Annotated in this window: 17 protein-coding genes; 7 read left to right on the top strand and 10 right to left on the bottom strand. The window is 68.3% G+C overall.

Annotated features, from left to right (window positions below):
- Window positions 1–273 precede the first annotated feature (273 nt).
- From katG to mutS, 3 genes are all read right to left on the bottom strand, one after another.
- Window positions 274–2,511: a catalase/peroxidase HPI gene (katG, locus tag Q9R17_RS14450; RefSeq protein WP_308155291.1), complete on the bottom strand. Its 2,238-nt coding sequence runs from the start codon at window positions 2,509–2,511 to the stop codon at window positions 274–276.
- 143 nt (window positions 2,512–2,654) lie between these two features.
- On the bottom strand, window positions 2,655–3,266 hold the full coding sequence (locus tag Q9R17_RS14455; RefSeq protein ID WP_308155292.1) for a DUF937 domain-containing protein: 612 nt from the start codon (window positions 3,264–3,266) through the stop codon (window positions 2,655–2,657).
- A 138-nt stretch (window positions 3,267–3,404) separates the two neighbouring features.
- A complete protein-coding gene (gene mutS / locus Q9R17_RS14460; protein ID WP_308155293.1) occupies window positions 3,405–6,041 on the bottom strand; it encodes a DNA mismatch repair protein MutS in 2,637 nt (878 codons plus the stop codon).
- A 390-nt stretch (window positions 6,042–6,431) separates the two neighbouring features.
- On the opposite strand from mutS, the gene Q9R17_RS14465 reads away from it, so the two are divergent.
- The gene (locus tag Q9R17_RS14465; RefSeq protein ID WP_308155294.1) at window positions 6,432–6,755 is read left to right on the top strand and encodes a hypothetical protein; all 324 of its coding nucleotides are present in this window, start codon (window positions 6,432–6,434) and stop codon (window positions 6,753–6,755) included.
- A 177-nt stretch (window positions 6,756–6,932) separates the two neighbouring features.
- Here Q9R17_RS14465 and Q9R17_RS14470 read toward each other — a convergent pair whose 3' ends face one another.
- Window positions 6,933–7,679, bottom strand: coding sequence for an SDR family oxidoreductase (locus Q9R17_RS14470; protein WP_308155295.1), 747 nt, complete (start codon window positions 7,677–7,679; stop codon window positions 6,933–6,935).
- A gap of 100 nt (window positions 7,680–7,779) precedes the next feature.
- On the opposite strand from Q9R17_RS14470, the gene Q9R17_RS14475 reads away from it, so the two are divergent.
- A complete protein-coding gene (locus Q9R17_RS14475) occupies window positions 7,780–8,178 on the top strand; it encodes a helix-turn-helix domain-containing protein (protein WP_308155296.1) in 399 nt (132 codons plus the stop codon).
- Between the two features lie 109 nt (window positions 8,179–8,287).
- Window positions 8,288–9,022 (top strand): DOPA 4,5-dioxygenase family protein, encoded by a 735-nt coding sequence (locus Q9R17_RS14480; RefSeq protein WP_308155297.1) that lies wholly within the window; start codon window positions 8,288–8,290, stop codon window positions 9,020–9,022.
- An 18-nt stretch (window positions 9,023–9,040) separates the two neighbouring features.
- On the opposite strand, the gene Q9R17_RS14485 is transcribed toward Q9R17_RS14480, so the two are convergent.
- Window positions 9,041–9,703, bottom strand: a complete 663-nt coding sequence (locus tag Q9R17_RS14485; RefSeq protein WP_308155298.1) for an HAD-IA family hydrolase — start codon at window positions 9,701–9,703, stop codon at window positions 9,041–9,043.
- Window positions 9,704–9,825: 122 nt separating this feature from the next.
- Between Q9R17_RS14485 and Q9R17_RS14490 the strand changes: the two genes are divergently transcribed.
- Complete coding sequence (locus tag Q9R17_RS14490) at window positions 9,826–10,887, top strand: TraB/GumN family protein (protein ID WP_308155299.1); 1,062 nt, start codon at window positions 9,826–9,828, stop codon at window positions 10,885–10,887.
- Between the two features lie 42 nt (window positions 10,888–10,929).
- Here Q9R17_RS14490 and Q9R17_RS14495 read toward each other — a convergent pair whose 3' ends face one another.
- Entirely contained in the window at window positions 10,930–11,562 is a 633-nt protein-coding gene (locus Q9R17_RS14495) for a TetR/AcrR family transcriptional regulator (RefSeq protein WP_308155300.1), read from the bottom strand.
- Window positions 11,563–11,651: 89 nt separating this feature from the next.
- On the opposite strand from Q9R17_RS14495, the gene Q9R17_RS14500 reads away from it, so the two are divergent.
- The 3 genes from Q9R17_RS14500 to Q9R17_RS14510 all read left to right on the top strand — a co-directional run bounded on the left by Q9R17_RS14500 (window position 11,652) and on the right by Q9R17_RS14510 (window position 15,189).
- On the top strand, window positions 11,652–13,199 hold the full coding sequence (locus tag Q9R17_RS14500; RefSeq protein WP_308158352.1) for an FAD-dependent monooxygenase: 1,548 nt from the start codon (window positions 11,652–11,654) through the stop codon (window positions 13,197–13,199).
- Between the two features lie 97 nt (window positions 13,200–13,296).
- On the top strand, window positions 13,297–13,659 hold the full coding sequence (locus Q9R17_RS14505) for a glycine zipper 2TM domain-containing protein (protein WP_308155301.1): 363 nt from the start codon (window positions 13,297–13,299) through the stop codon (window positions 13,657–13,659).
- 138 nt (window positions 13,660–13,797) lie between these two features.
- Complete coding sequence (locus Q9R17_RS14510) at window positions 13,798–15,189, top strand: hypothetical protein (protein WP_308155302.1); 1,392 nt, start codon at window positions 13,798–13,800, stop codon at window positions 15,187–15,189.
- Between the two features lie 475 nt (window positions 15,190–15,664).
- Here Q9R17_RS14510 and Q9R17_RS14515 read toward each other — a convergent pair whose 3' ends face one another.
- Genes Q9R17_RS14515 through Q9R17_RS14530 form a run of 4 tightly spaced genes read right to left on the bottom strand, consistent with a single transcriptional unit; the run spans window position 15,665 to window position 20,292 of the window.
- Window positions 15,665–16,774, bottom strand: a complete 1,110-nt coding sequence (locus tag Q9R17_RS14515) for an ABC transporter permease (protein WP_308155303.1) — start codon at window positions 16,772–16,774, stop codon at window positions 15,665–15,667.
- Entirely contained in the window at window positions 16,771–17,955 is a 1,185-nt protein-coding gene (locus Q9R17_RS14520; protein WP_308155304.1) for an ABC transporter permease, read from the bottom strand. Before Q9R17_RS14520 ends, Q9R17_RS14515 begins: the two co-directional genes overlap by 4 nt.
- Window positions 17,940–18,953 (bottom strand): efflux RND transporter periplasmic adaptor subunit, encoded by a 1,014-nt coding sequence (locus tag Q9R17_RS14525; protein ID WP_308155305.1) that lies wholly within the window; start codon window positions 18,951–18,953, stop codon window positions 17,940–17,942. The genes Q9R17_RS14520 and Q9R17_RS14525 overlap by 16 nt, the downstream gene beginning before the upstream one ends.
- Window positions 18,946–20,292, bottom strand: a complete 1,347-nt coding sequence (locus Q9R17_RS14530; RefSeq protein WP_308158353.1) for a TolC family protein — start codon at window positions 20,290–20,292, stop codon at window positions 18,946–18,948. Before Q9R17_RS14530 ends, Q9R17_RS14525 begins: the two co-directional genes overlap by 8 nt.
- Between the last annotated feature and the right edge of the window lie 59 nt (window positions 20,293–20,351).

Here is a 20,351-nt window from a genome sequence, read left to right on the forward strand (position 1 = left end):
CGTGTGCCAACCAAGGTTGGCAGCTACCAGGTCATGACGCGGCTGCTTTGGTAGCCGCCCACCTTGGTGGGCGTTGTGTCGTGTGCCAACCAAGGTTGGCGGCTACCGGGTCATGACGCGGCTGCTTTGGTAGCCGCCCACCTTGGTGGGCGCTGTGTCGCGTGCCAACCGAGGTTGGCAGCTACCGGGTCATGACGTGGCTGCTTTGGTAGTCGCCCACCTTGGTGGGCGTTGTGTCGTGTGCCAACCAAGGTTGGCAGCTACCGGGTCACCTCAACCGTGCAGGTCGTAGCGGTCCAGTTCCATCACCCGGGTCCAGGCGGCGATGAAATCCTGCACGAACTTCTTCTCGCCATCGCCGCTGGCATAGACCTCGGCCACGGCGCGCAGCACCGAGTTGGAACCGAACACCAGGTCGGCGCGGCTGGCGGTCCAGCGCGGCGCGCCGCTGCTGCGGTCGCTGCCGGCGTAGCTTTCGCGGCCGGTGGCCTTCCACTGCGTGCCCATGTCCAGCAGGTGGGCGAAGAAGTCGTTGCTCAGCGTGCCCGGGCGATCGGTGAACACGCCGTCCTTGTTGCCATCGACGTTGGCGCCCAGCACGCGCAGGCCGCCGACCAGCACCGTCAGCTCCGGTGCGGTCAGGGTCAGCAGCTGCGCGCGGTCGATCAGCAGTGCTTCGGCCGGCACGCTGTAGCGGCCCTTGAGGTAGTTGCGGAAGCCATCGGCGGCCGGCTCCAGCACCGCGAACGATTCCACATCGGTCTGGTCCTGGCTGGCATCGGTGCGGCCCGGGGTGAACGGCACGCTGACCTCATGGCCGCCGGCCTTGGCGGCCTGCTCGATGCCCACGCCGCCGGCCAGCACGATCAGGTCGGCCAGCGAGACCTGCTTGCCGCCGCCGTTGAACTCGGCCTGCACTTTTTCCAGCGCCGCCAGCACCTTGGCCAGCTGCTGCGGCTGGTTCACCGCCCAGTCCTTCTGCGGGGCCAGGCGGATGCGCGCGCCGTTGGCACCGCCACGCTTGTCCGACCCGCGGAAGGTCGAGGCCGATGCCCAGGCTGTGGACACCAGCTCGGCCACGCTCAGGCCGGTGGCGGCGATCTTCTGCTTCAGCACAGCGATGTCCTTGGCGTCGACCAGCGGGTGCTTCGCTTCGGGGATCGGGTCCTGCCAGATGAATTCCTGCGCCGGAATCTCCGGGCCCAGGTAGCGGGCGCGCGGGCCCATGTCACGGTGGGTCAGCTTGAACCAGGCGCGGGCGAAGGCATCGGCGAAGGCCTGCGGGTCGGCCAGGAACTTCCGCGAGATCTTTTCGTAGGCCGGGTCGAACCGCAGCGACAGATCGGTGGTCAGCATGGTCGGGCGGTGCTTCTTCGACGCGTCATGCGCATCGGGAATCACCGCATCGGCATTCTTGGCCACCCACTGGTGCGCACCGGCCGGGCTCTTGGTCAGTTCCCACTCGTGCTGGAACAGGATCTCGAAGAAGTCATGGCTCCACTGCGCGGGGGTGCGGGTCCAGGTCACTTCCAGGCCGCTGGTGATCGCATCACCGCCCTTGCCGCTGCCGTAGGTGCTGGACCAGCCCAGACCCTGGCTTTCCAGCCCGGCGGCCTCCGGTTCCTTGCCGACGTTGTCGGCCGGGCCGGCGCCATGGGTCTTGCCGAAGCTGTGGCCACCGGCGATCAGGGCGACGGTTTCCTCGTCGTCCATCGCCATGCGGCCGAAGGTATCGCGGATGTCATGCGCGGCCAGCACCGGATCGGGGTTGCCGTCCGGGCCTTCCGGGTTCACGTAGATCAGGCCCATCTGCACCGCGGCCAGCGGGTTTTCCAGCGTGCGCGAATGCACATCGCCGTCGGCATCATCGTCGGACACCAGCACGCCATGGTCTTCCTGCACGCCTTCGGAGCCGTGCTTGTAGCGCACGTCGCCGCCCAGCCAGGTGGTCTCGCGGCCCCAGTACACGTCCTGGTCCGGTTCCCAGGTATCGGGGCGGCCACCGGCGAAGCCCAGCGTCCTGAAGCCCATCGATTCCAGCGCGACGTTGCCGGTGAGGATCAGCAGGTCGGCCCAGGAAATGGCCTGGCCGTACTTCTGCTTGATCGGCCACAGCAGGCGGCGCGCCTTGTCCAGGCTGACGTTGTCCGGCCAGCTGTTGAGCGGGGCGAAGCGCTGCTGGCCGCGGCCACCGCCGCCACGGCCGTCGCCGATGCGGTAGGTGCCGGCGCTGTGCCAGGCCATGCGGATGAACAGGCCGCCGTAATGGCCAAAGTCGGCCGGCCACCAGTCCTGCGAATCGGTCATCAGTGCCTTCAGGTCGGCCTTCAGCGCAGCGTAGTCCAGGCCCTTGAAGGCCTTTGCGTAGTCAAAGCCCGCATCGAGCGGGTTCGAGCGCGACGAATGCTGGTTGAGCAGATCCACCCGCAACTGGTTCGGCCACCAGTCGCGGTTGGTCGTGGCATCGCCGACGACGGCATGGTTGAAGGGGCACTTGGCTTCGCTTTTCATGGGTGTCTACCTGTGGACTGGCGAAAGGTGGAATCGGGGGAGGCCCAACCACCATAGGCGGCGCCTACCGATGGGTAAATTTGATTGATTCAACCGATGCGATAGTGCTGGCCTATTGGAGGGGCGGGGAGTGCATTGCGCGATCAGCGCTTGAGCAGGCCCGCACCGAGCTTGAGCAGATCACTGGCCCCGAACTGGCCATCGCCGTCCTGGTCGAGCACGCCACCGAGCAGGCTGCCGATGCCGCCGTTGCCGGCATGCTGGGCTTCCTGCCCGAGGGCGGTGCTGAGTTCGCTGGCATTGCCCTGCTGGGCGAAGCGCTGGGCCAGGAAGGACATGACGATGGGGGCGAGGATGGCCAGCAGCTTGCCCGAGGTGCCGCTGTCCAGGCCGGTCTTCTGGCCGAGCAGCTCGGCCGCCTGGGGCTGCTGGCCGCCGAAGACGTGGCCGAGGATGCCGGCCCCATCGGTCGCACCGCTGCCGCTGCCGCCGAGCACGGCGCCGAGAAGACCGCCGAGGTCGAAACCGCCACCGCCACCGCCCAGATGGTCGCGCTGCAGCGCGTTCAGCAGTGACTGCGCGCCCTGCGGTTCACTGGCGTTCTGGCCCATCGCGCCGAGCAGCAGCGGCAACGCGCTGCCCACCGCCTGGGTGGTCTGGCTGCTGTCCAGGCCGAGCTGCTGGGACACCTGCTGCAGGCCCTGACCCTGCTGCAGCTGCTGGAAGAGCGATGCGGCAAGTGATTGCGTATTCACGGCGGACTCCGGGTCGGTGAAGGGAACACCGCCCGAGCATAGCGCCGCCGTCACGACGGAAATGCGAAGGCTTCACGACGCCGGGAGGACCCCGGCGACAGGGAAGCTGGTCGCGCCGGGCCGTGCCCGGCGGCTGGATTACAGCAGCGCCTTCAGCCGGTACAGGGCTTCCAGCGCCTGCTTGGGCGTCAGCTCATCCGGGTCGATGGCCGACAGGGCTTCCTGCGCCTTGCTGGAAGGAGCGGTGAACAGCCCGAACTGCTGCGGGGCATCCAGCGCCTGCGGTGCCAGTCCGGCGGCATGGCTTTCGCCGCCGCGCTGTTCCAGTTCCGCCAGGCGCCGGCGCGCCTGCGCCACCGTTGCCCGCGGCAGGCCGGCCAGCGCGGCCACCTGCAGGCCGAAGCTGCGGTTGGCCGGGCCGTCCTTCACCGCGTGCATGAATACCAGCGCTTCGCCTCCGTGCTTGTCGGTGTGTTCGACCGCATCCAGGTGCACGTTGGCGATGCCGCTGCGGCCGCCTTCATGCTGCTCATCGGCCAGCGCGGTCAGCTCGAAGTAGTGGGTGGCAAAAAGCGTGTAGCAGCGGTTCTGGAAGGCCAGGTGGCGGGCCACCGCATCGGCCAGCGCCAGGCCATCGTAGGTGGAGGTACCGCGGCCGATCTCATCCATCAGCACCAGCGAATGCGCGGTGGCATGGTGCAGGATGTAGCTGGTCTCGGCCATTTCGACCATGAAGGTGGACTGCCCGCGCGCCAGGTCATCGCCGGCACCGATGCGGGTCAGGATGCGGTCGATCGGACCGATCACCGCGCGGCTGGCCGGCACGAAGCTGCCGATATGGGCCAGCAGCACGATCAGCGCGTTCTGCCGCATGTAGGTCGACTTGCCGCCCATGTTCGGGCCGGTGATGACCAGCATGCGACGGTCCGGGTGCAGGTCCAGATCGTTGGGTTCGAACGGCTGCTCGCGCACCGCCTCCACCACCGGGTGGCGGCCGCGTTCGATCTTCAGGCAGGGCGCGTCCTGCAGGTCGGGGCGTGCCCAGTCCAGCGCCTGCGCGCGTTCGGCGAAGGCGGCCAGCACATCCAGCTCGCTCAGCGCGGCGGCGCACTGCTTGAGCGGTTCCAGCTGCTCGGCCAGCGTGTCCAGCAGCTGCTCGTACAGGAACTTCTCGCGCGACAGCGAGCGGTCGCGCGCGGACAGCACCTTGTCCTCGAAGGCTTTCAGTTCTTCGGTGATGTAACGCTCGGCGTTGGTCAGCGTCTGCCGGCGGGTGTAGTGCACCGGCGCGCGGTCGGACTGGCCCTTGCTGATCTCGATGTAGTAGCCGTGCACGCGGTTGTAGCCCACCTTCAGGGTGGGAATGCCGCTGCTTTCGCGTTCGCGCTGTTCCAGGTCGATCAGGAACTGGTCGGCATGGGTGGACAGGCGGCGCAGCTCATCCAGCTCGGCGTCATAGCCATCGGCCAGCACGCCGCCGTCGCTGAGCTTGAGCGGCGGCATCTCGGCAATCGCGCTGGCCAGCAGGTGCGCGCTTTCGTCGTGTTCGCCGAGCAGCTGGTGCAGCTGCTGCAGGCGCGGTGAATCCAGCGGTGCCAGCACCTGGCGCACGTCCGGCAGCAGGCCCAGGCCATCGCGCAGGGTGGAGAAATCGCGCGGGCGCGCCGAGCGCAGTGCCACGCGGGTGAGGATGCGTTCGATGTCGCCCAGGCGGCGGAACTGTTCGCGGATGTCGGCATCGCTGCCGCGGTCGATCAGCGTTTCCACTGCATGGTGTCGCTGCGCCAGCACCTCGCGCAGGCGCAGCGGACGGTGCAGCCAGCGGCGCAGCAGGCGGCCGCCCATCGGCGTCACCGTGCTGTCGAGCACGCCGAGCAGGGTGTTGCGGGTATCGCCATCCACGCGCGTGTCCAGTTCCAGATGGCGGCGGGTAGCGGCGTTCATCGCGATCGCCTCGCTGGCCGTTTCCATCGCGATCGAGGTCAGGTGCGGCAGGCGCTGCTTCTGGGTTTCTTCCACGTAGCCCAGCAGCGCGCCGGCGGCGGCCGTGGCACGCGGCTTGTCGTCGATGCCGAAGCCGCTCAGGTCATGCAGCTTGAAGAATGCCAGCAGCTGGCGGCGGCCACTGTCCGGATCGAACAGCCACGGCGCGCGGCGGCGCACACCGGTGCGCTGGCGCAGGAAATCGGGCCAGTTTTCTTCGTCCGGCACCAGCAGTTCGGCCGGCTCCAGGCGCGCCAGCTCGGCTTCCAGCGCGTCGTCGTTGTCCACTTCGTTGACCAGGAAGCGGCCGCCGGCAAGGTCGGCCCAGGCCAGGCCGTAGCCCTGCTTGCTGCGCGACAGCGCCATCAGCAGGGTGTCGCGGCGCTCGTCCAGCAGCGCCTCGTCGGTGACGGTGCCCGGGGTGACGATGCGTACCACCTTGCGCTCGACCAGGCCCTTGGCCAGGGCCGGGTCGCCGATCTGCTCGCAGATCGCCACCGATTCGCCCAGCGCCACCAGGCGCGCCAGGTAGCCCTCGTAGGCGTGCACCGGCACGCCGGCCATCGGGATCGGCGCGCCGCCGGAGCTGCCGCGCTGGGTCAGGGTGATGTCCAGCAGGCGTGCCGCCTTGCGCGCATCGTCGTAGAACAGCTCGTAGAAATCGCCCATGCGGAAGAACAGCAGCAGGTCCGGGTAGTCGGCCTTGGCGGCGAAGAACTGCTTCATCAGCGGGGTGTGTTCTGCACTGGCCTTGGCCGACGGGGATTTCATTTTGGAATCAGCGGTTTGCAAGAGAGCTTCCTACGGGTTGTCGCGTTCGGTCCGGGGCGCAGGCCGGATCGATCAGGGAGACGGTTGCAGCGATGCGGGCAGATGCCCCGCTTCGCACAGACACCCAGTTTAAGCCGAGCCGTCGGCAAATCCGCCAACCTGGCGTGGCCGATGGGCAGGGGGAGGGGGGGGCTGATCTCATTTCCAGGCTCGTGGTTGTCGGCCTGAGACCCTTCGTAGACAAGCGGGTCAGCCTTCAAGTACACCGATAGCTACGCGACGTGCCGGCTTGTCAGCCGCAAGCCGCGTGACTAATCTCCAGCGAGACCCATCAAAAACTCACGCCTCTCGTGACATGCGGAGGTTGTAGGAGCCCTTTCCTGGGCACGTTTACAGGCTGTGACTGACATTATGAACAGCGCTGATCACATCACGCTTGAGGATCTTTTCGAGGCCCGCAAGGCCGTGGCGGTCATGCGTTCACGTTCGGTGCTTGCTGCAGCTGCTGGCGGATTTGTGTTTAGCGCACTTCTGGCCGGAATATGGCTTTGGTTGCACCCCGGCAAGGTTTCCGCGGCTGTGTTTATCGGTATGGCCAGTTATCTTCTCGTTGGTCTTCCCTTGCTGATGCAATGGATTTTCCACTGGCGGAAAATCTATCGACGTCTGGCGGAGTTGGAAGGGCGGGTTAAGGCGGGTGAGGTGGTGGAAGGCGCGCAGGTATCGTTTCGCTGATGTAGGCCGCCGTCCAGCCGCAGCGAGCGGCATTGGCCAGGCCATGGGGGGCGGTGTCCCGACGGGCGCATGCGTATACCTGGCCAGGCAGGCCAGCCGGCCGGTGGCGTCAGGAACGTGCCCCGCCGATGTCCGCAGCGCAGGCCGGCGCTGCGGACATTCCCTGCAGCAGGTCGGTCAGACCTGCGCCAGGCCACCATCGGCGAACAGTTCCACGCCGTTGACGAAGGAGCTGTCGTCGGAAGCGAGGAACACGGCGACCTTGCCGATCTCATCAGCATCACCAGCGCGGCCAAGCGGAATCTGCTCGGCGAAGGCGGCCACGAGGGCATCGGCCTGCCCCGCGGGCGCCACGCCCAGCAGGCCCGGCGTCACCACTGGGCCGGGGCTGAGGACATTGACGCGGATCTTCCGCTCCTTCAGGTCAAGCACCCAGCTGCGGGCGAAGTTGCGCACAGCCGCCTTGGTGGCGCTGTAGACACTGAAGGCAGGTGTGCCCATGACCGAGGTGGTGGAACCGGTGATGATGATCGATGCGCCATCCTTCAGCAGCGGCAACGCCTTCTGCACCGAGAACAGGGTTCCCTTCACGTTGGTGTTGAAGATCTGGTCGAAGTGCGCTTCGGTGATGCCGCCCAACGGCGCGAATGAGCCGCCTCCGGCGTTGGCGAACAGCACGTCGATGTGGCCGGCCTTTTCGCGCACGGTGTCGTAGAGGCGGTCCAGATCGGCCAGCATGCCGATGTCACCCTGCACGGTAATGACGTTGCCGCCGATGTCCTGCGCGGCCCGTGCCAGATCCGCCTCACGGCGACCGGTGATGAAGACCGTGGCGCCCTCGGCAACGAAACGCTTGGCCGCCGCCAAGCCGATGCCGCTGTTGCCGCCGGTGACCACAGCTACTTTTCCTGCAAGCTTGCTCATGGGGAGACCCCGTTGGTGATGGAGTCTTCATGCTCTGGGCCTGCTATCCTTCTAACAAGTATGCACCTTTTGGTAAGTGCACCTCTGCGGAGAACGGGTCATGTCCTCACGTCGTTTCGTCTGTGGCCTGGACGTTGTCCTGGCGGTACTTGGCGGGAAATGGAAGCTGCTGGCGCTCTATCATCTTGCGCATGGAACGCATCGTTATGCACAGCTGCGCCGCGCGATTGGCGGCGTGAGCGACAAGGTGCTGATCCAGCAGCTCAAGGAAATGCAGGCCGATGGTCTGGTTGATCGCACCGACCACCATGAAGTGCCTCCCCGCGTGGACTACGCGCTGACGCCGTTCGGGCGCTCGTTGGCTGAATCGTTCGGGCCGCTGTGCGAATGGGGCACCCGCCATGAAGCCGAGGTCGAGCGTGTCGTTGCACGCCGGCAGGTGGCGACGGCAGGCCTGCCTGATGCCATCACCGCCCCAGGTACACGCGCAGCGCGCTGAGCGGGCGGCGCGTGCCGGTGGCGGTTATCTGGTTATGGCCAAGCACAATTGGCGCGGGTGAATACGCCGGTCGAGCATGCACGTTCCGCCCGAACGTGCCGTAGCGCCCATGCCTTCCATCCCCCCTGAGCCTGATTCCCTGCCCGCTGCCGACGTTGCCCTCAGCGACCAGGGCTGGGCTGACCTGCTTTCGCCGACGCGCCGCCGTCTGCTGGTCACCACCGGCCTGGCCGGGGCCGCTGCGTCGGCCACGCTGGCCGCACCGGGCGCATCAGCGGCCACCACCGGGCCGGCCAACGGACTGTTCAACCGCGGCGGTGTGCTGGCACCGATCAAGGCGCCGCAGCCCGGGCAGAGCCCATGGGGGTATGCCACCGCCTCGCAGGCGACCGGGCAGCCGCCGGGCGTGCGCCCTGGTGAGCGCACGTTGCCGCAGGCACCGCGCGCCTACACCGCCATCCAGAGCTACCACGCCCACATCTACTTCGACGAAGACAGCTACCCCAAGGCCGCGCTGCTGCGCCGCTGGGTGGCCGAGCGCTTCCCGGTCGAACTGGGGGACTGGAACCTGGAGCCGCGCGGGCCGCATGTCACGCCTTCGTTCTACTTCGGCTTCACCAACGAACTGCTGCCCATCGTGCTGCCCTGGCTGCAGCTCAACAGCCTGGGTCTGACCATCCTGCTGCACCCCAATACCGGCGATGGCCGTGCCGACCACCTGTACTACGCGCTGTGGGTGAACCGCTCGCAGCCGGTCAATGCGTACAACTGGAACACGTCGGCGGACGAAGCCATCGAACGCATCTACCCGAACATCGTGCCGAGCGTGCCGCTGGAGGTGTGAACCGCAGCGTGGCCGCCGTTATCCGGCGCTGCCGTCCGGCCATGACAACCGATACCGCCCGGCGTCGGCATGCAGCTGCACGCCGGTGTAGCCCGTGATATGGAGTCCCTGGTGTGGCGCACCCGTGGCGTGGGTGGCCATGACCACGATGACGGTGGCACCGGCCGCTTCGCCGGCCTGCATGCCCGCCGGTGCGTCCTCGAACACCAGGCAGTCGCACGCTTCGACGCCCAGCTGTGCCGCCGCGCTGAGATAGCCCTCGGGCGAAGGCTTGCCGACGCGGACATCCTCAGCGGTCACCATCACCGCAGGCAGGGGAAGCCCGGCCGCCTGCATCCGCCGTTCGGCCAGCAGGCGAGGGGCGGAGGTCACCACGGCCCAGGCATCGGCCGGCAGTGACCGCAGGAACGCCGCAGCACCTTCAATGGCGTGCACGCCGTGCATGTCATCCAGTTCGGCATCGGTGATGGCGCGCGCTTCGCGTGCGATGTCGATGCCGGGCAGCTGCTGCCGGGCGATGGTTTCTTCCACGCGCACGCCGTGGATGGTCGGCAGCAGCACGGCAGGATCGATGCCGTGCCGTCGTGCCCATGCGCCCCATACCCGTTCGGCGGCTTCGATGGAGGTCAGCAGGGTGCCGTCCATGTCGAACAGGAAGGCGCGGAACGAGGAGGGGCGCATGGCGGGTTGAGTGGGGGCGGGTGACACGCCATGGTGCCACTGCGGGCGGCAGGTCTAACAATCGCTTTACGCAAAGCCTGCAACGGCTGGGTAGAGTTCGCCATCATTCACGCGGGGGCAGCATGCACGGACGCATCAGCAGCAGATGGACGGCGCCGGCCGGCGCATGGGCGGTGGCGCTGCAGTTGGCCTTGGCCGGCGCGGTGGCGGCGGCGCCTCCCACACCGGCACCACCGGCGGTGCCGCCTGCCGTTGTGCCACCGGTGGTCGATCTGGCGACCCTGCAGGTGACCGGTGAACAACCGGGCCCGGGGCTGTGGAAGGTCACCACGCCACAGGGCCATGTGCTGTCGATCCTGGGCACGGTGACGCCCATTCCGGCAGGCGTGCAGTGGCGTTCGGACGAGGTGCGCCAGGCCATCGCCGGGGCCGACCATGTGCTGGGTTCACCGGGCTGGACGCTGGATATGGACGTGGGCTTCTTCAAGGGGCTGACGTTGCTGCCGTTGGCGCGCAGCGCCATGCGTGACCCGGAGGGCCGGACGCTTCAGCAGCAGTTGCCTGCGGCCACCTACGCGCGCTGGGAGGGCTTGAAGCAGTCCTACCTGGGCCGCGATCGCGGGGTGGAGAAGGAGCGCCCGATGATCGCCTCCGGACGCCTGTACACGGCCTTCCTGAAGGGCAACGGGTTGCGCAACGGCAGCGAGGTCAGTGATGCGCTGAAGGCGGCCTACAAGGCGCGGGGGCTGAAATCCGAGGACACCCGCCTGAAGCTCAAGGTCGATGATGCACGGGCGGCGCTGAAGGAAATGCAGGCGACCGACCTGGACGATGCCGCGTGCTTCGAGCGCACGCTGGACGTGGTGGAGTTCCAGGCGCCGGTGCTGCGCGAGCGCGCCAACGCGTGGGCGCTGGGCGATGTGGCGGCGCTGCGCCGGCTGTCCATGGCCGAGACCGTGCGTACCTGCGTGGAATCGATCGAAGATTCCAGCATCGCCCGCCGCCGTGGCTGGACCAACCTGGAAGCGCGTGGCAAGGCGCAGTGGCTGGCGAAGGTGGATGCCGCTCTGGCCACGCACGCGCAGACGTTTGCGACCGTGCCGGTCAGCCTGCTGGTGGGGCCGTCCAACTACATCGACGCGCTGGTCGCCCGTGGCTACCAGCTGGAAGCGCCGCCGGAGTAAGTCTTCCATCGGCATGCGCGCGCTGCCGGCGCGTGCGTGCGATCAATGGCGCGCGGCCAATGGGCTGCCCGCCAGCGCGGCGGTGACGCCGGCAAAGCCGCGCTCCATCACCGCAGCGAAGGCCGGCACGGGCGGTTCGCGGCGGCGGTCGGCCGCCATGGCCTGGCCATAGCCGATCACCAGCGTGGACATCACCATGGCGGCAGCCAGCCGTGCCAATGCCGGGTCCACCGGCTCGGCGGCGGCCTCCAGCAGCAGCTCGGCCAGATCATCGCCGAGGGTGATCTGCAGTTGCCGCGCATGGGCGGACAGGGCAGGGCTGGCCGCCACCGCCTTCCAGAACCGGCGCGCGCGCACGCTGACCCGCAACAGCGGATGGCCGTCCTCCAGCAATCGCCGCAGCAGGGCCAGCAGGGTCGGCAGCGGTGCATCCGGCGAGGCCAGCAGTGCCTGCCGCAGCAGGGTGCGGCTTTCTTCTTCGCGGTCGAACATCAGCTCTTCCTTGCACAGGAAGTAGTTGAACACCGTCTTGCGCGACACCCCGGCGGCGTCGGCGATGTCGGCCACCGACACATTCTCGAAGCCGTGCCGGATGAACAGCAGCGTGGCCACGTTGGACAGGTGCTGGCGGGTGTCGGCCTTCTTCTGCTCCCGTCGTCCCAGGGGTTTTGACATCGGCGGTGTCCTGATCCAATAATTGCACCCAGTGTAACATTATGGCCGCATCCCGTGGCCATGGAGCGTGGGTCGTGGCACAAGACGAAGTGAAGTACGACGTGGTGGTGGCAGGGGCCGGCCCGGTAGGGCTGCTGCTGGCCTGCGAGCTGCGGCTGGGCGGGTGTTCGGTGCTGGTGCTGGAGCAGGCCGAGGATCCGGAATCGCCATTGAAGCGGCTGCCGTTCGGGTTGCGCGGGCTGAACGCACCGACCCTGGATGCGCTGGACCGGCGCGGGCTGCTGGCACCGCTGCAGGCCCTGCAGCCATTGGCGCCGAAGAAGCCCGATGCGCCGGTGGCCGCGCATTGGCTGCTGCAGAAACGGGCATCCGCCGGCCACTTTGCCGGCCTGCAGTTCTACCTGGACAACGTGGATGCCACCCGCTGGCCCTGGCGGCAGGCCGGGCCCGGCGGCAACCAGATGCCGACCGACATGGCTTCCATCGAGCAGGTGCTGGCGGCGCGCGCGGCCGAACTCGGCGTGCAGGTGCGGCGCGGGTACGCGGTGCACGCCGTCGATGCCACCGCCGACGGCGTGCGGGTGCAGGCTGGCGGGCAGGTGTTCAACGGCCGTTGGCTGGTGGGCTGCGATGGCGCGCGCAGCGTGGTGCGCAAGGCGTGTGGTTTTGCCGTGGAAGGCACCGCACCGGAATTCACCGGTTACTCGATCGAGGCGGCGCTGGACGATGCGGCACTGCTGCAGCCGGGACGCCACTTCACCGAGACGGGCATGTACACGTTCACGCCGCCGTCGATGATCGCGCTGGTTGATTTCGATGGGGGACGGTTCCACCGCAACGAACCCACGGTCGAACACGTGCAGGCGGTGCTGCGCCGCGTGTCGGGCACGGCGGTGGGCATCGGCGTGCTGCGCCAGGTGACGACGTGGACCGATCGCGCGCTGCAGGCGACGTGCTACCGGCAGGGACGCGTGCTGCTGGCCGGTGATGCGGCGCACATGCACTCGCCGCTCGGTGGGCAGGGCCTGAACCTGGGCCTGGGCGATGCGATGAACCTGGGCTGGAAGCTGGCGGCGGTGGTGCGCGGCGACCATGCCGACACCCTGCTGGACAGCTATGCCGAAGAGCGTCACCCGCTCGGTGCGGCGGTACTGGAATGGTCGCGCGCGCAGGTGGCGCTGATGCGCCCGGACCCCGGCATCCAGGCGCTGCGCACGGTGGTGGCGGCACTGGCCGACAGCCCCGATGGCGCCAGCTACTTCGCCGAGCGCGTGTGGGGCGTGGGCCAGCAGTATGCATGGGGCGCGGGGCATGCCTGGTGCGGTCGCAGCGCACCGGACATCGCCTTCGCCGACGGCAGCCGCCTCGGCGAGCATCTGCGCACGGGGCAGGGGCTGTTGATCACCTTCGGCCCGCAGTCCTCGCTGCTGGCACGCCTGCAGCCATGGGCAGATCGCGTGGCGGCCTGTGACTGCCAGGCCGTCGAGCGTTTCGGCCTGCAGGCGATGCTGGTGCGCCCGGATGGCATCGTGGCGTGGGCGGCCGAGGAGGGCGCGCTGGAGGAGGCAGCGTTGCATGACGCGCTGGTGCACTGGTTCGGCGTGCCATCTGCAGCGGTGCACCCGGCTGCCGGCTGAACGTGCGTGCGGGTTTCATGCGCCCTGCACGGATTTTCACCTGTGGTTGCCGCGCACCGGCGGAGACTCGTCACCGTCATACCGCGAGGACACGATCATGAAGATGCGCATCCACATGCTGTGCCTGGGTTCCCTGCTGGCGGTATCCGCCGTTGCATCGGCGCAGACCTACGGGCCGCGCGATGAAGGGCGCAAGTTCAATGATGGCAGCCGCGTGGTCTGCAAGAACGTTGAAGTCCAGCGCAATTCCCGCGATCCCAATCGTATTGCCGGTACCGCCACCGGTGCGGTCGTGGGCGGCCTGCTCGGCAACCAGGTCGGCGGCGGCAACGGCAAGAAGCTGGCCACGGTGGCTGGTGCTGTCGCCGGTGGTGCGGTGGGCCGCAACGTGCAGGGCCGTTCGCAGGAACGCAATGGCGACCGTGTGGTCGAGCGCCGCTGCGAACGCGTCTACCGCTGAAGACACTGCTCCCCTTCCACATCCGTTGATGCAGTCATCGAACGCCGGCCCCTGGGCCGGCGTTCGTTGTTGACGGCGGGCATTCCGGGGCGGTGATGGCGTGCGTATACTGCGCCGACCTCCAGGGATGAACACGAAGTGAACGAATCAGCTGCCCCGTCGAATGCCCTTGTCCCGCCACCCGGTGACGGGGATGCCCAGAGCGAACAGCAGGCAGGGGCAGCCCGTTTCGAGCGCGTGCGTGACCGCACCGACGAACTGGAGTTGTTCCTGTCGGGCCTGCTGGCGTTCGCGCTGCTTGCCGTACCGGACCGCCTGTTCGACCTGTGGGCCAGCAGCAGCGCGCATACCGCAGGGTTGCACTTCCATGCGCTGACCTTCGCGTTTTCCACGGCCGTGGGCATGTGCTACGTGCTGGCCCTGGCCCTGATCGCGCATCTGGCGGTGCGGGCGTACTGGATCGGCCTGATCGGCCTGAAATCGCACTTTCCCAAGGGCGTTGACTGGGACCGGCTGAAATCGGTCGGGCCGGTGACCCGCGCGTTCTACCAGCGGCAGGGCAGTGGGCTTGACGGTGCGATCGGGCGGGCGGACCGGCTGTCATCGCTGCTGTTTTCCGGAACGCTGATCTGTGTGCTGACCCTGGCCGGCAGTCTGGTGCTGGGCATCGTGTCACTGGCCATGGTGGGCCTGCTGGGTGCGGCGTTTGGCAACGTTGACCGCATCGCGATGGGCCTGGTGGCGGTGATCTTCATCGGCGCTGCCCTGTTCGTGATGCTGCCGATACTGCTGGAAAAGCGCATTGCGCGAAGCGCAGCGCTTGGCCGGGACACCACCGCGCAGCGCCAGCGGCTGGAATGGATGCTGGCCGCGCAACAGCGCATGCCCATGCTGCGCCTGCTGCAGTCGATGCAGCTGACGCTGCAGAGCAATCTGAAGGGTCACACGTTCTCCATCGTCTACCTGCTCGGCATCACCTTCGCGATGTCGCTGGGCGCGCTGCAGATCGTCGGATCGATGAAGTTCTCGCTGTTCAACCGCTACACGGTGGTGACCGAGGACGCCGTGGACAACGGCATGCTCAGCGCGCATTACGAATCGCTGCGGTCCCCGCATGACCAGCTGCTGCGTCTTCCGATGATCCCGGCTGACACGATCAGCAGCAGCCAGCTGCGGCTGTTCATTCCGCACCGGCCGCAGCGCGACAATGCCCTGGCCAGCGAGCGCTGCACGGCCTTGCCCGGCGGTGACAACCGCGCGCACGGACCGGCAGCGGCCACGTTGGCCACGCAGTGCCTGGCCCTGTTGTGGACGGTGACGCTGGATGGTGTCCCGGTTGACCTGGCGGGTTTCATGCCGATGGAGCGGCGTGACCTGGACATGCGCGGGTTGGTGGGCTACCTGCCGATGGCGGGGCTGGCACCGGGGCGGCACGATCTGGCGCTGACCTGGAACGCTGCCGGCGGTGCCAAGGGGGTCGACCGTGCACGCGATTACCGCATTCCGTTCTGGTACGCACCGGGGCCGTAATCCGGTAACGCCCCGTCGTGCACGGCGGCGTGTGATGAACCTGTAGCGCCACGCCATGCGTGGCGATGATGCGCGCGGGCGGTATGAGGCCAGGGGGCGCATCCACGCGTGGCGTGGATCTACCGGTGCCGCGGCATGAACCTGTAGCGCCACGCCATGCGTGGCGATGATGAGCGCGGGCGGTACGAGGCCAGGGGGCGCATCCACGCATGGCGTGGATCTACCGGTGCCGCGGCATGAACCTGTAGCGCCACGCCATACGTGGCGATGATGCGCGCGGGCGGTATGAAGCCAAGGGGCGCGTCCACGCATGGCGTGGATCTACCGGTGCCGCGGCATGAACCTGTAGCGCCACGCCATGCGTGGCGATGATGCGCGCGGGCGGTATGAGGCCAGCGGGGCGCATCCACGCATGGCGTGGATCTACCGGTGCCGCGGCATGAACCTGTAGCGCCACGCCATGCGTGGCGGCCGTTCAACGGCGCCGCGTGCCCAGCCGCCAGAACGCGAGCGCGCTGTACAGCACCAGCAGCCCGGCCAGTGTCCACAGTTCGCGTGACACGTCACCCAGGGGCGCATCCATCTGGGTCAGGCGCACCATCAGGTTGATGCCGGCGGTGGTCGGCAGCAGCTGTGCCAGCGCCACCAGCGGTGGCGGTGACATCACCGCCGGCCAGGACAGGTTGGACAGGAAGAACAGCGGGATCGAGCAGGCGATGATGTACTGGAACGCCCGCTCGCGCGTGCGGAAGAAGCTGCCGACGAACAGCCCGAAGGCCACGGTGGCCGCGATGAACAGCGTGCCGCCCAGCAGTTGTCCCAGCGGATTGCCCCCGCGTGGGAAGTCCTGCACCCAGGCGGTGAAGCCGGTGTAGTACAGCAGGCCCAGCAGGCCGATCAGCCCGAACCCCAAGGCCATGCCGAGCAGGGTGTGGGCGTCGAAACGCAGGCGCCGGCCCAGCGCCAGGCGGCGGGTGCCGAGCAGCACGCCGATGCCCATCAGCAGGGTCTGATGGACGATCAGCTCGGCCACGCCGGGCACGATGGCACTGCCGTAGCCCTCCTGGGTGTTGAACAGCGGCCGCTGCACCAGGGTGACGGGAGGCGCCTGTGGCGCGCCCATGAATGCGGCCTGGGTGACAACCGCCTCGCGCGCGAAGGCGGTCAGGGCGTCGGCCACGCCGCCCAGTATCCAGCTGGCGCGGCCCAGATAGGCACCGTTGCCGAGCAGGACCAGCTTTGCCGGGTGGCCACGCAGGATGTCGCGCTCCAGATTGGCGGGAATCAGCACGATGCCTTCGGCGTCGCCACGCTGCAGGGCCTGCCGGGCCGCATCCAGATCGGCGGGCTGGCCCACGATGCGTGCCGCGCGCAGGGCATCGAGCCGGCGCAGCAGTTCGCGGCTGGTGGCGCTGTGGTCTTCATCGACCACCAGCAGGGGCAGGTTGCCGGCCACCTGGTGGCGGTAGGCGGCCGGGTAGAAGAACGAATACAGCACCACCGCACCGATCATCACCACCAGGGCATAGCGGTCACCGAGCACCGCGCGCACGGTCTGCCGCAGGCTGGCCCAGACCGCGTTCAACGCGGCGCCCCGGCGGTGTTGCCCGCGCCACGGGCAAGGCCGATCAGGCGCCAGCCACCGATGCCGCCGGCCACCAGCACCATCACCGCCAGCGTGCCCAGCGGCCACAGCGATACCGTCCAGGGCGCACCGATGAACTGCTGCTGGGCCTGCAGCTTCACGTAGGCGGTCAGCGGCAGCAGCAGGTTCCAGAAACGGGTGAACAACGGGGCATCGATGACCGGGAACGTGGCGCCGGAAAACGCCAGCGCGGTGCCGATGCTCAGGCCGACGGCCGACAGCGCCGTGCCCATGTCACGGGTGACGCCGACGAAGAACAGGGCGTAGGCCGCGCAGGCCAGATAGAACAGCGGCTGGGCCAGCAGCAGCACCAGCACGCTGCCGGCGACACCATCGCCACGTACCCACGCCAGATAGGCCACGCCCAGCGTGCCATACAGGGCCAGCACGGCCACGTAGGGCAGCAGCTTGCCGGCAATGGCGGCCCACGGTGCCTGCCCAAGCCAGGCATCCAGCGTGCCATCACGCAATTCGCGGCCGATGCTGGCCGCGGCCGCCAACGCCAGCACCAGCGACAGCACCGCCGGGAAGATCAGGGGCAGCAGGAACAGTTCGTAGCTGCGGGCCGGGTTGTAGAGGATGTCCGACTGCACGGCGATGGGGGCGGCGCGCAGCTTGGCCGGGCCGACCTGCTGGCCGATGCGTTCGGCCAGCAGGCGTGCGTTCCAGGCGGCTACGGCATCGCCGATGTCGCGCGCAGCGGATTGTCCGGTGGTGAGGTAAGTGGCGTTGTAGTAGGCGAACACGGTGGCCTGGGTACCGCGCAGGGCCTGGCGGGTGGCATCGCGGGGGACCAGTACCACGGCGAACACGTCCAGCCGCTGCAGCAGCCCTTGCGCGTCGGCGAGGCTGGCCGGCTGCGCGACCACCGCCACGCCGGGGCTGGCATCGAGCATGCGGGTGAGCTGGCGGCTCTCGGCACTGTGGTCCAGGTCGACCACGGCGATGGGCACCTCGCGCATCACCGACGCTGAAAACAGCCAGGCCATCAGGGCCAGCATCAGCACCGGCAGCACGGCCACCAGCAGCAGGTCGGCGCGGTCGCTGCGCAGGTGCTGCAGCTCGCGCCGCAGCGCTCCCCGGAAACCTGTCCCGGTGGGGACGTTCAGCCCTGCGGCCATGCGAACAGCACGCTCATGCCGGGGCGGAAACCCTCGATGCGGCGTGCCGGTCGCAGCCGGACCTCGAAGCTGCGCACGTCGTAGCCGGAGGATTGGCGCGTGGTCCGCCAGGTCGCGTAGTCACCGGCCGGGTTGATGAAATAGACCTCGAAGTCGGCGTCCTGGCCCAGCGCAGGTACCTGTCCTTTCAGCCGCTGCCCCACCTTCAGCCCGTGCATCTGCGATTCGCGCAGGTTCAGCGCTACCCACATGCGGTCGATGTCGACCAGGGTGAACACCGGGTAGCCGGCCGGTACCAGTTCGCCGATATCGGACATGCGCTTGTTGACCTCGCCGGCCACCGGGGCGCGGCCGGTCACTTCCTCGCGCGCGGCATCCACTTCGGCCACAGCGCCCTGTGCCTGGCGGACCTGCGCCTGCGCGGCACGCTTGTCCTGTTCGCGTGCGCCGGCCAGTGCCATGTCGTACTGCGCGCGCGCGGCATTGGCCAGCTCGCGCGAGCTGCGTGCCTGTGCCTGCGCTTCGTCGCGCTTCTGCCGGGTCATCACTCCTTCGGCATACAGGTTCTGCACGCGCTGGTAGGTGGCATCGGCCAGGCTGGCGCCAGCCTGGGCGCGCTTCCAGTTGGCCTCGGCGGCGCGGATGTCCTCGCTGCGCGCACCGGCATCGGCCTTGTCCGCCACCGCCTGCGCGGCGTCGAGTGCACCACGGGCCTGCTGTTCCTTGGCCGCCACTTCCGGGCTGTCCAGCACGAACAGGATCTGGCCGGCCTTGACCCGGTCGCCTTCGCGTACCTTCAGCTCGGCCAGGCGCGCGCTGATCTTGGCCGAGACGTTGACCGTATCGGCATCGGCCATGCCCTGCAGTTGCAGGGCCGGCGTGCGCCAGGCCAGCCACAGGCCCAGCACCACCACCACCGCCAGTACCAGCAGGATCAGCAGGCCGCGACGGCGTGTACCCGGTGCGGCCGGGGCAGGGGACTGCAGGGTGTCATTCATGCGCGATCACCTCGTCCGCACGGCGGCGGAATTCATCGAACCGGTCCATCTGTCCACTGATCTCCAGCAGCTGCGCCAATGCGATGTCGTACTGGTAGGCCGCCTGCGCGCGCTCTACCTGTGCACCGCCCAGGCCCAGCCGCGCGTCGATGACATCCAGCGAGGTGGCCTGTCCCTCGCGGAACGCCAGTTCCTGCAGGCGCAGGTTCTCGCGTGCCTGTTCGATGCTGCTGTCCAGCAGCACGAACTGGTGGCGTGCGGTTTCCAGTTCATTCCAGGCCTTGCGCACGCCCAGCGCGACCTGGTTGCCGGCCTCGCGCAGGCCGGCTTCGGCCTGTTCCTGCTGCGCGCGCGCCGCACTGATCTGTGCCGGCCGGGAGCTGGGCGACAGGAAGGTGTACTTCACGCCGATACCGAAGGCCCAGTCCGGGTCGGTCAGCAATGCATCGCGGCGGCGGAAATCGTAGGTGCCGAACAGGAACACCTGTGGCTTGAGCTTGGCCTGCTGTGCACGCACGCCCTGTTCGGCCTGGGCCACCATGGCCTGCAGGCGGGCGATCTGTGGTTGCCGCGACTGTGCGATGCGCTCGAACTCGGCCACGTTGCCGATCGGTACCCGGTGCACGAACAGCGGCGACAGCGGCTGCACTTCTCCCCCGCTGCGCAGCAGGGTAGCCAGGGCCGCCTGCAGGGTCTGCAGATCGTTGAGGGACTTCTGGTATTCGCGTTCGGCCTTGTCACGGGCGACGTTGGCCTGCAGCCGCTGTGCGCGGGTGGCAAAGCCTTCGCGTTCCAGCTTCAGTGCATCGGCCAGGTGCCGGTCCAGGCCATCGCGCACCTCACGGCGCACCTGCACCGCCTGTTCGGCCAGGCGCTGCCCGAAATAGGCCTGGGCCAGCTGTACGGCCAGCGACTGCTGCTGGGCATCGCGTTCGGCATGGGCCTGTGCGGTGGCCCCCGCCGCAGCCTGCTGCGCGGCCGGAATCAGGCCACCGCTGTACAGCGGCAGTACAGCGGTGACGATGGGGCGCGTGCGCCAATCGCGTTCGGCAAAGCGCAGCGGTGAATCGATGCCGAAGGCCTCCGCCACCGGCGCCAGCGATCCCAGCGGCAGCGACAGGCTTTTCTGGAATTCCATGCGGCGTACTTCGCCGGTGATCTCCGGCAGGCGCAGCAGGCGGGTGGCATCCTGCAGGTCTTCCTTGTTGCGGACCGAGGCGTCGGCGGCTGCCAATGCGTCGGAGACCTGCAGCAGCCGGGCACTGGCCTGGGCCCAGTCCAGCGCGGGCACCTGCGAAGGGGCGGGCTGCCCCTGGGCCAGCGCCGTGCCCGCCAGCAGGCCGCTGCAGGCCAGGGCGCGCAGGCCGATGCGGCGCAGTCCATCCAGGCGGGGCACCA

This window comes from Stenotrophomonas sp. 24(2023), from assembly GCF_030913365.1.
In the GTDB taxonomy this organism is placed as follows: domain Bacteria; phylum Pseudomonadota; class Gammaproteobacteria; order Xanthomonadales; family Xanthomonadaceae; genus Stenotrophomonas.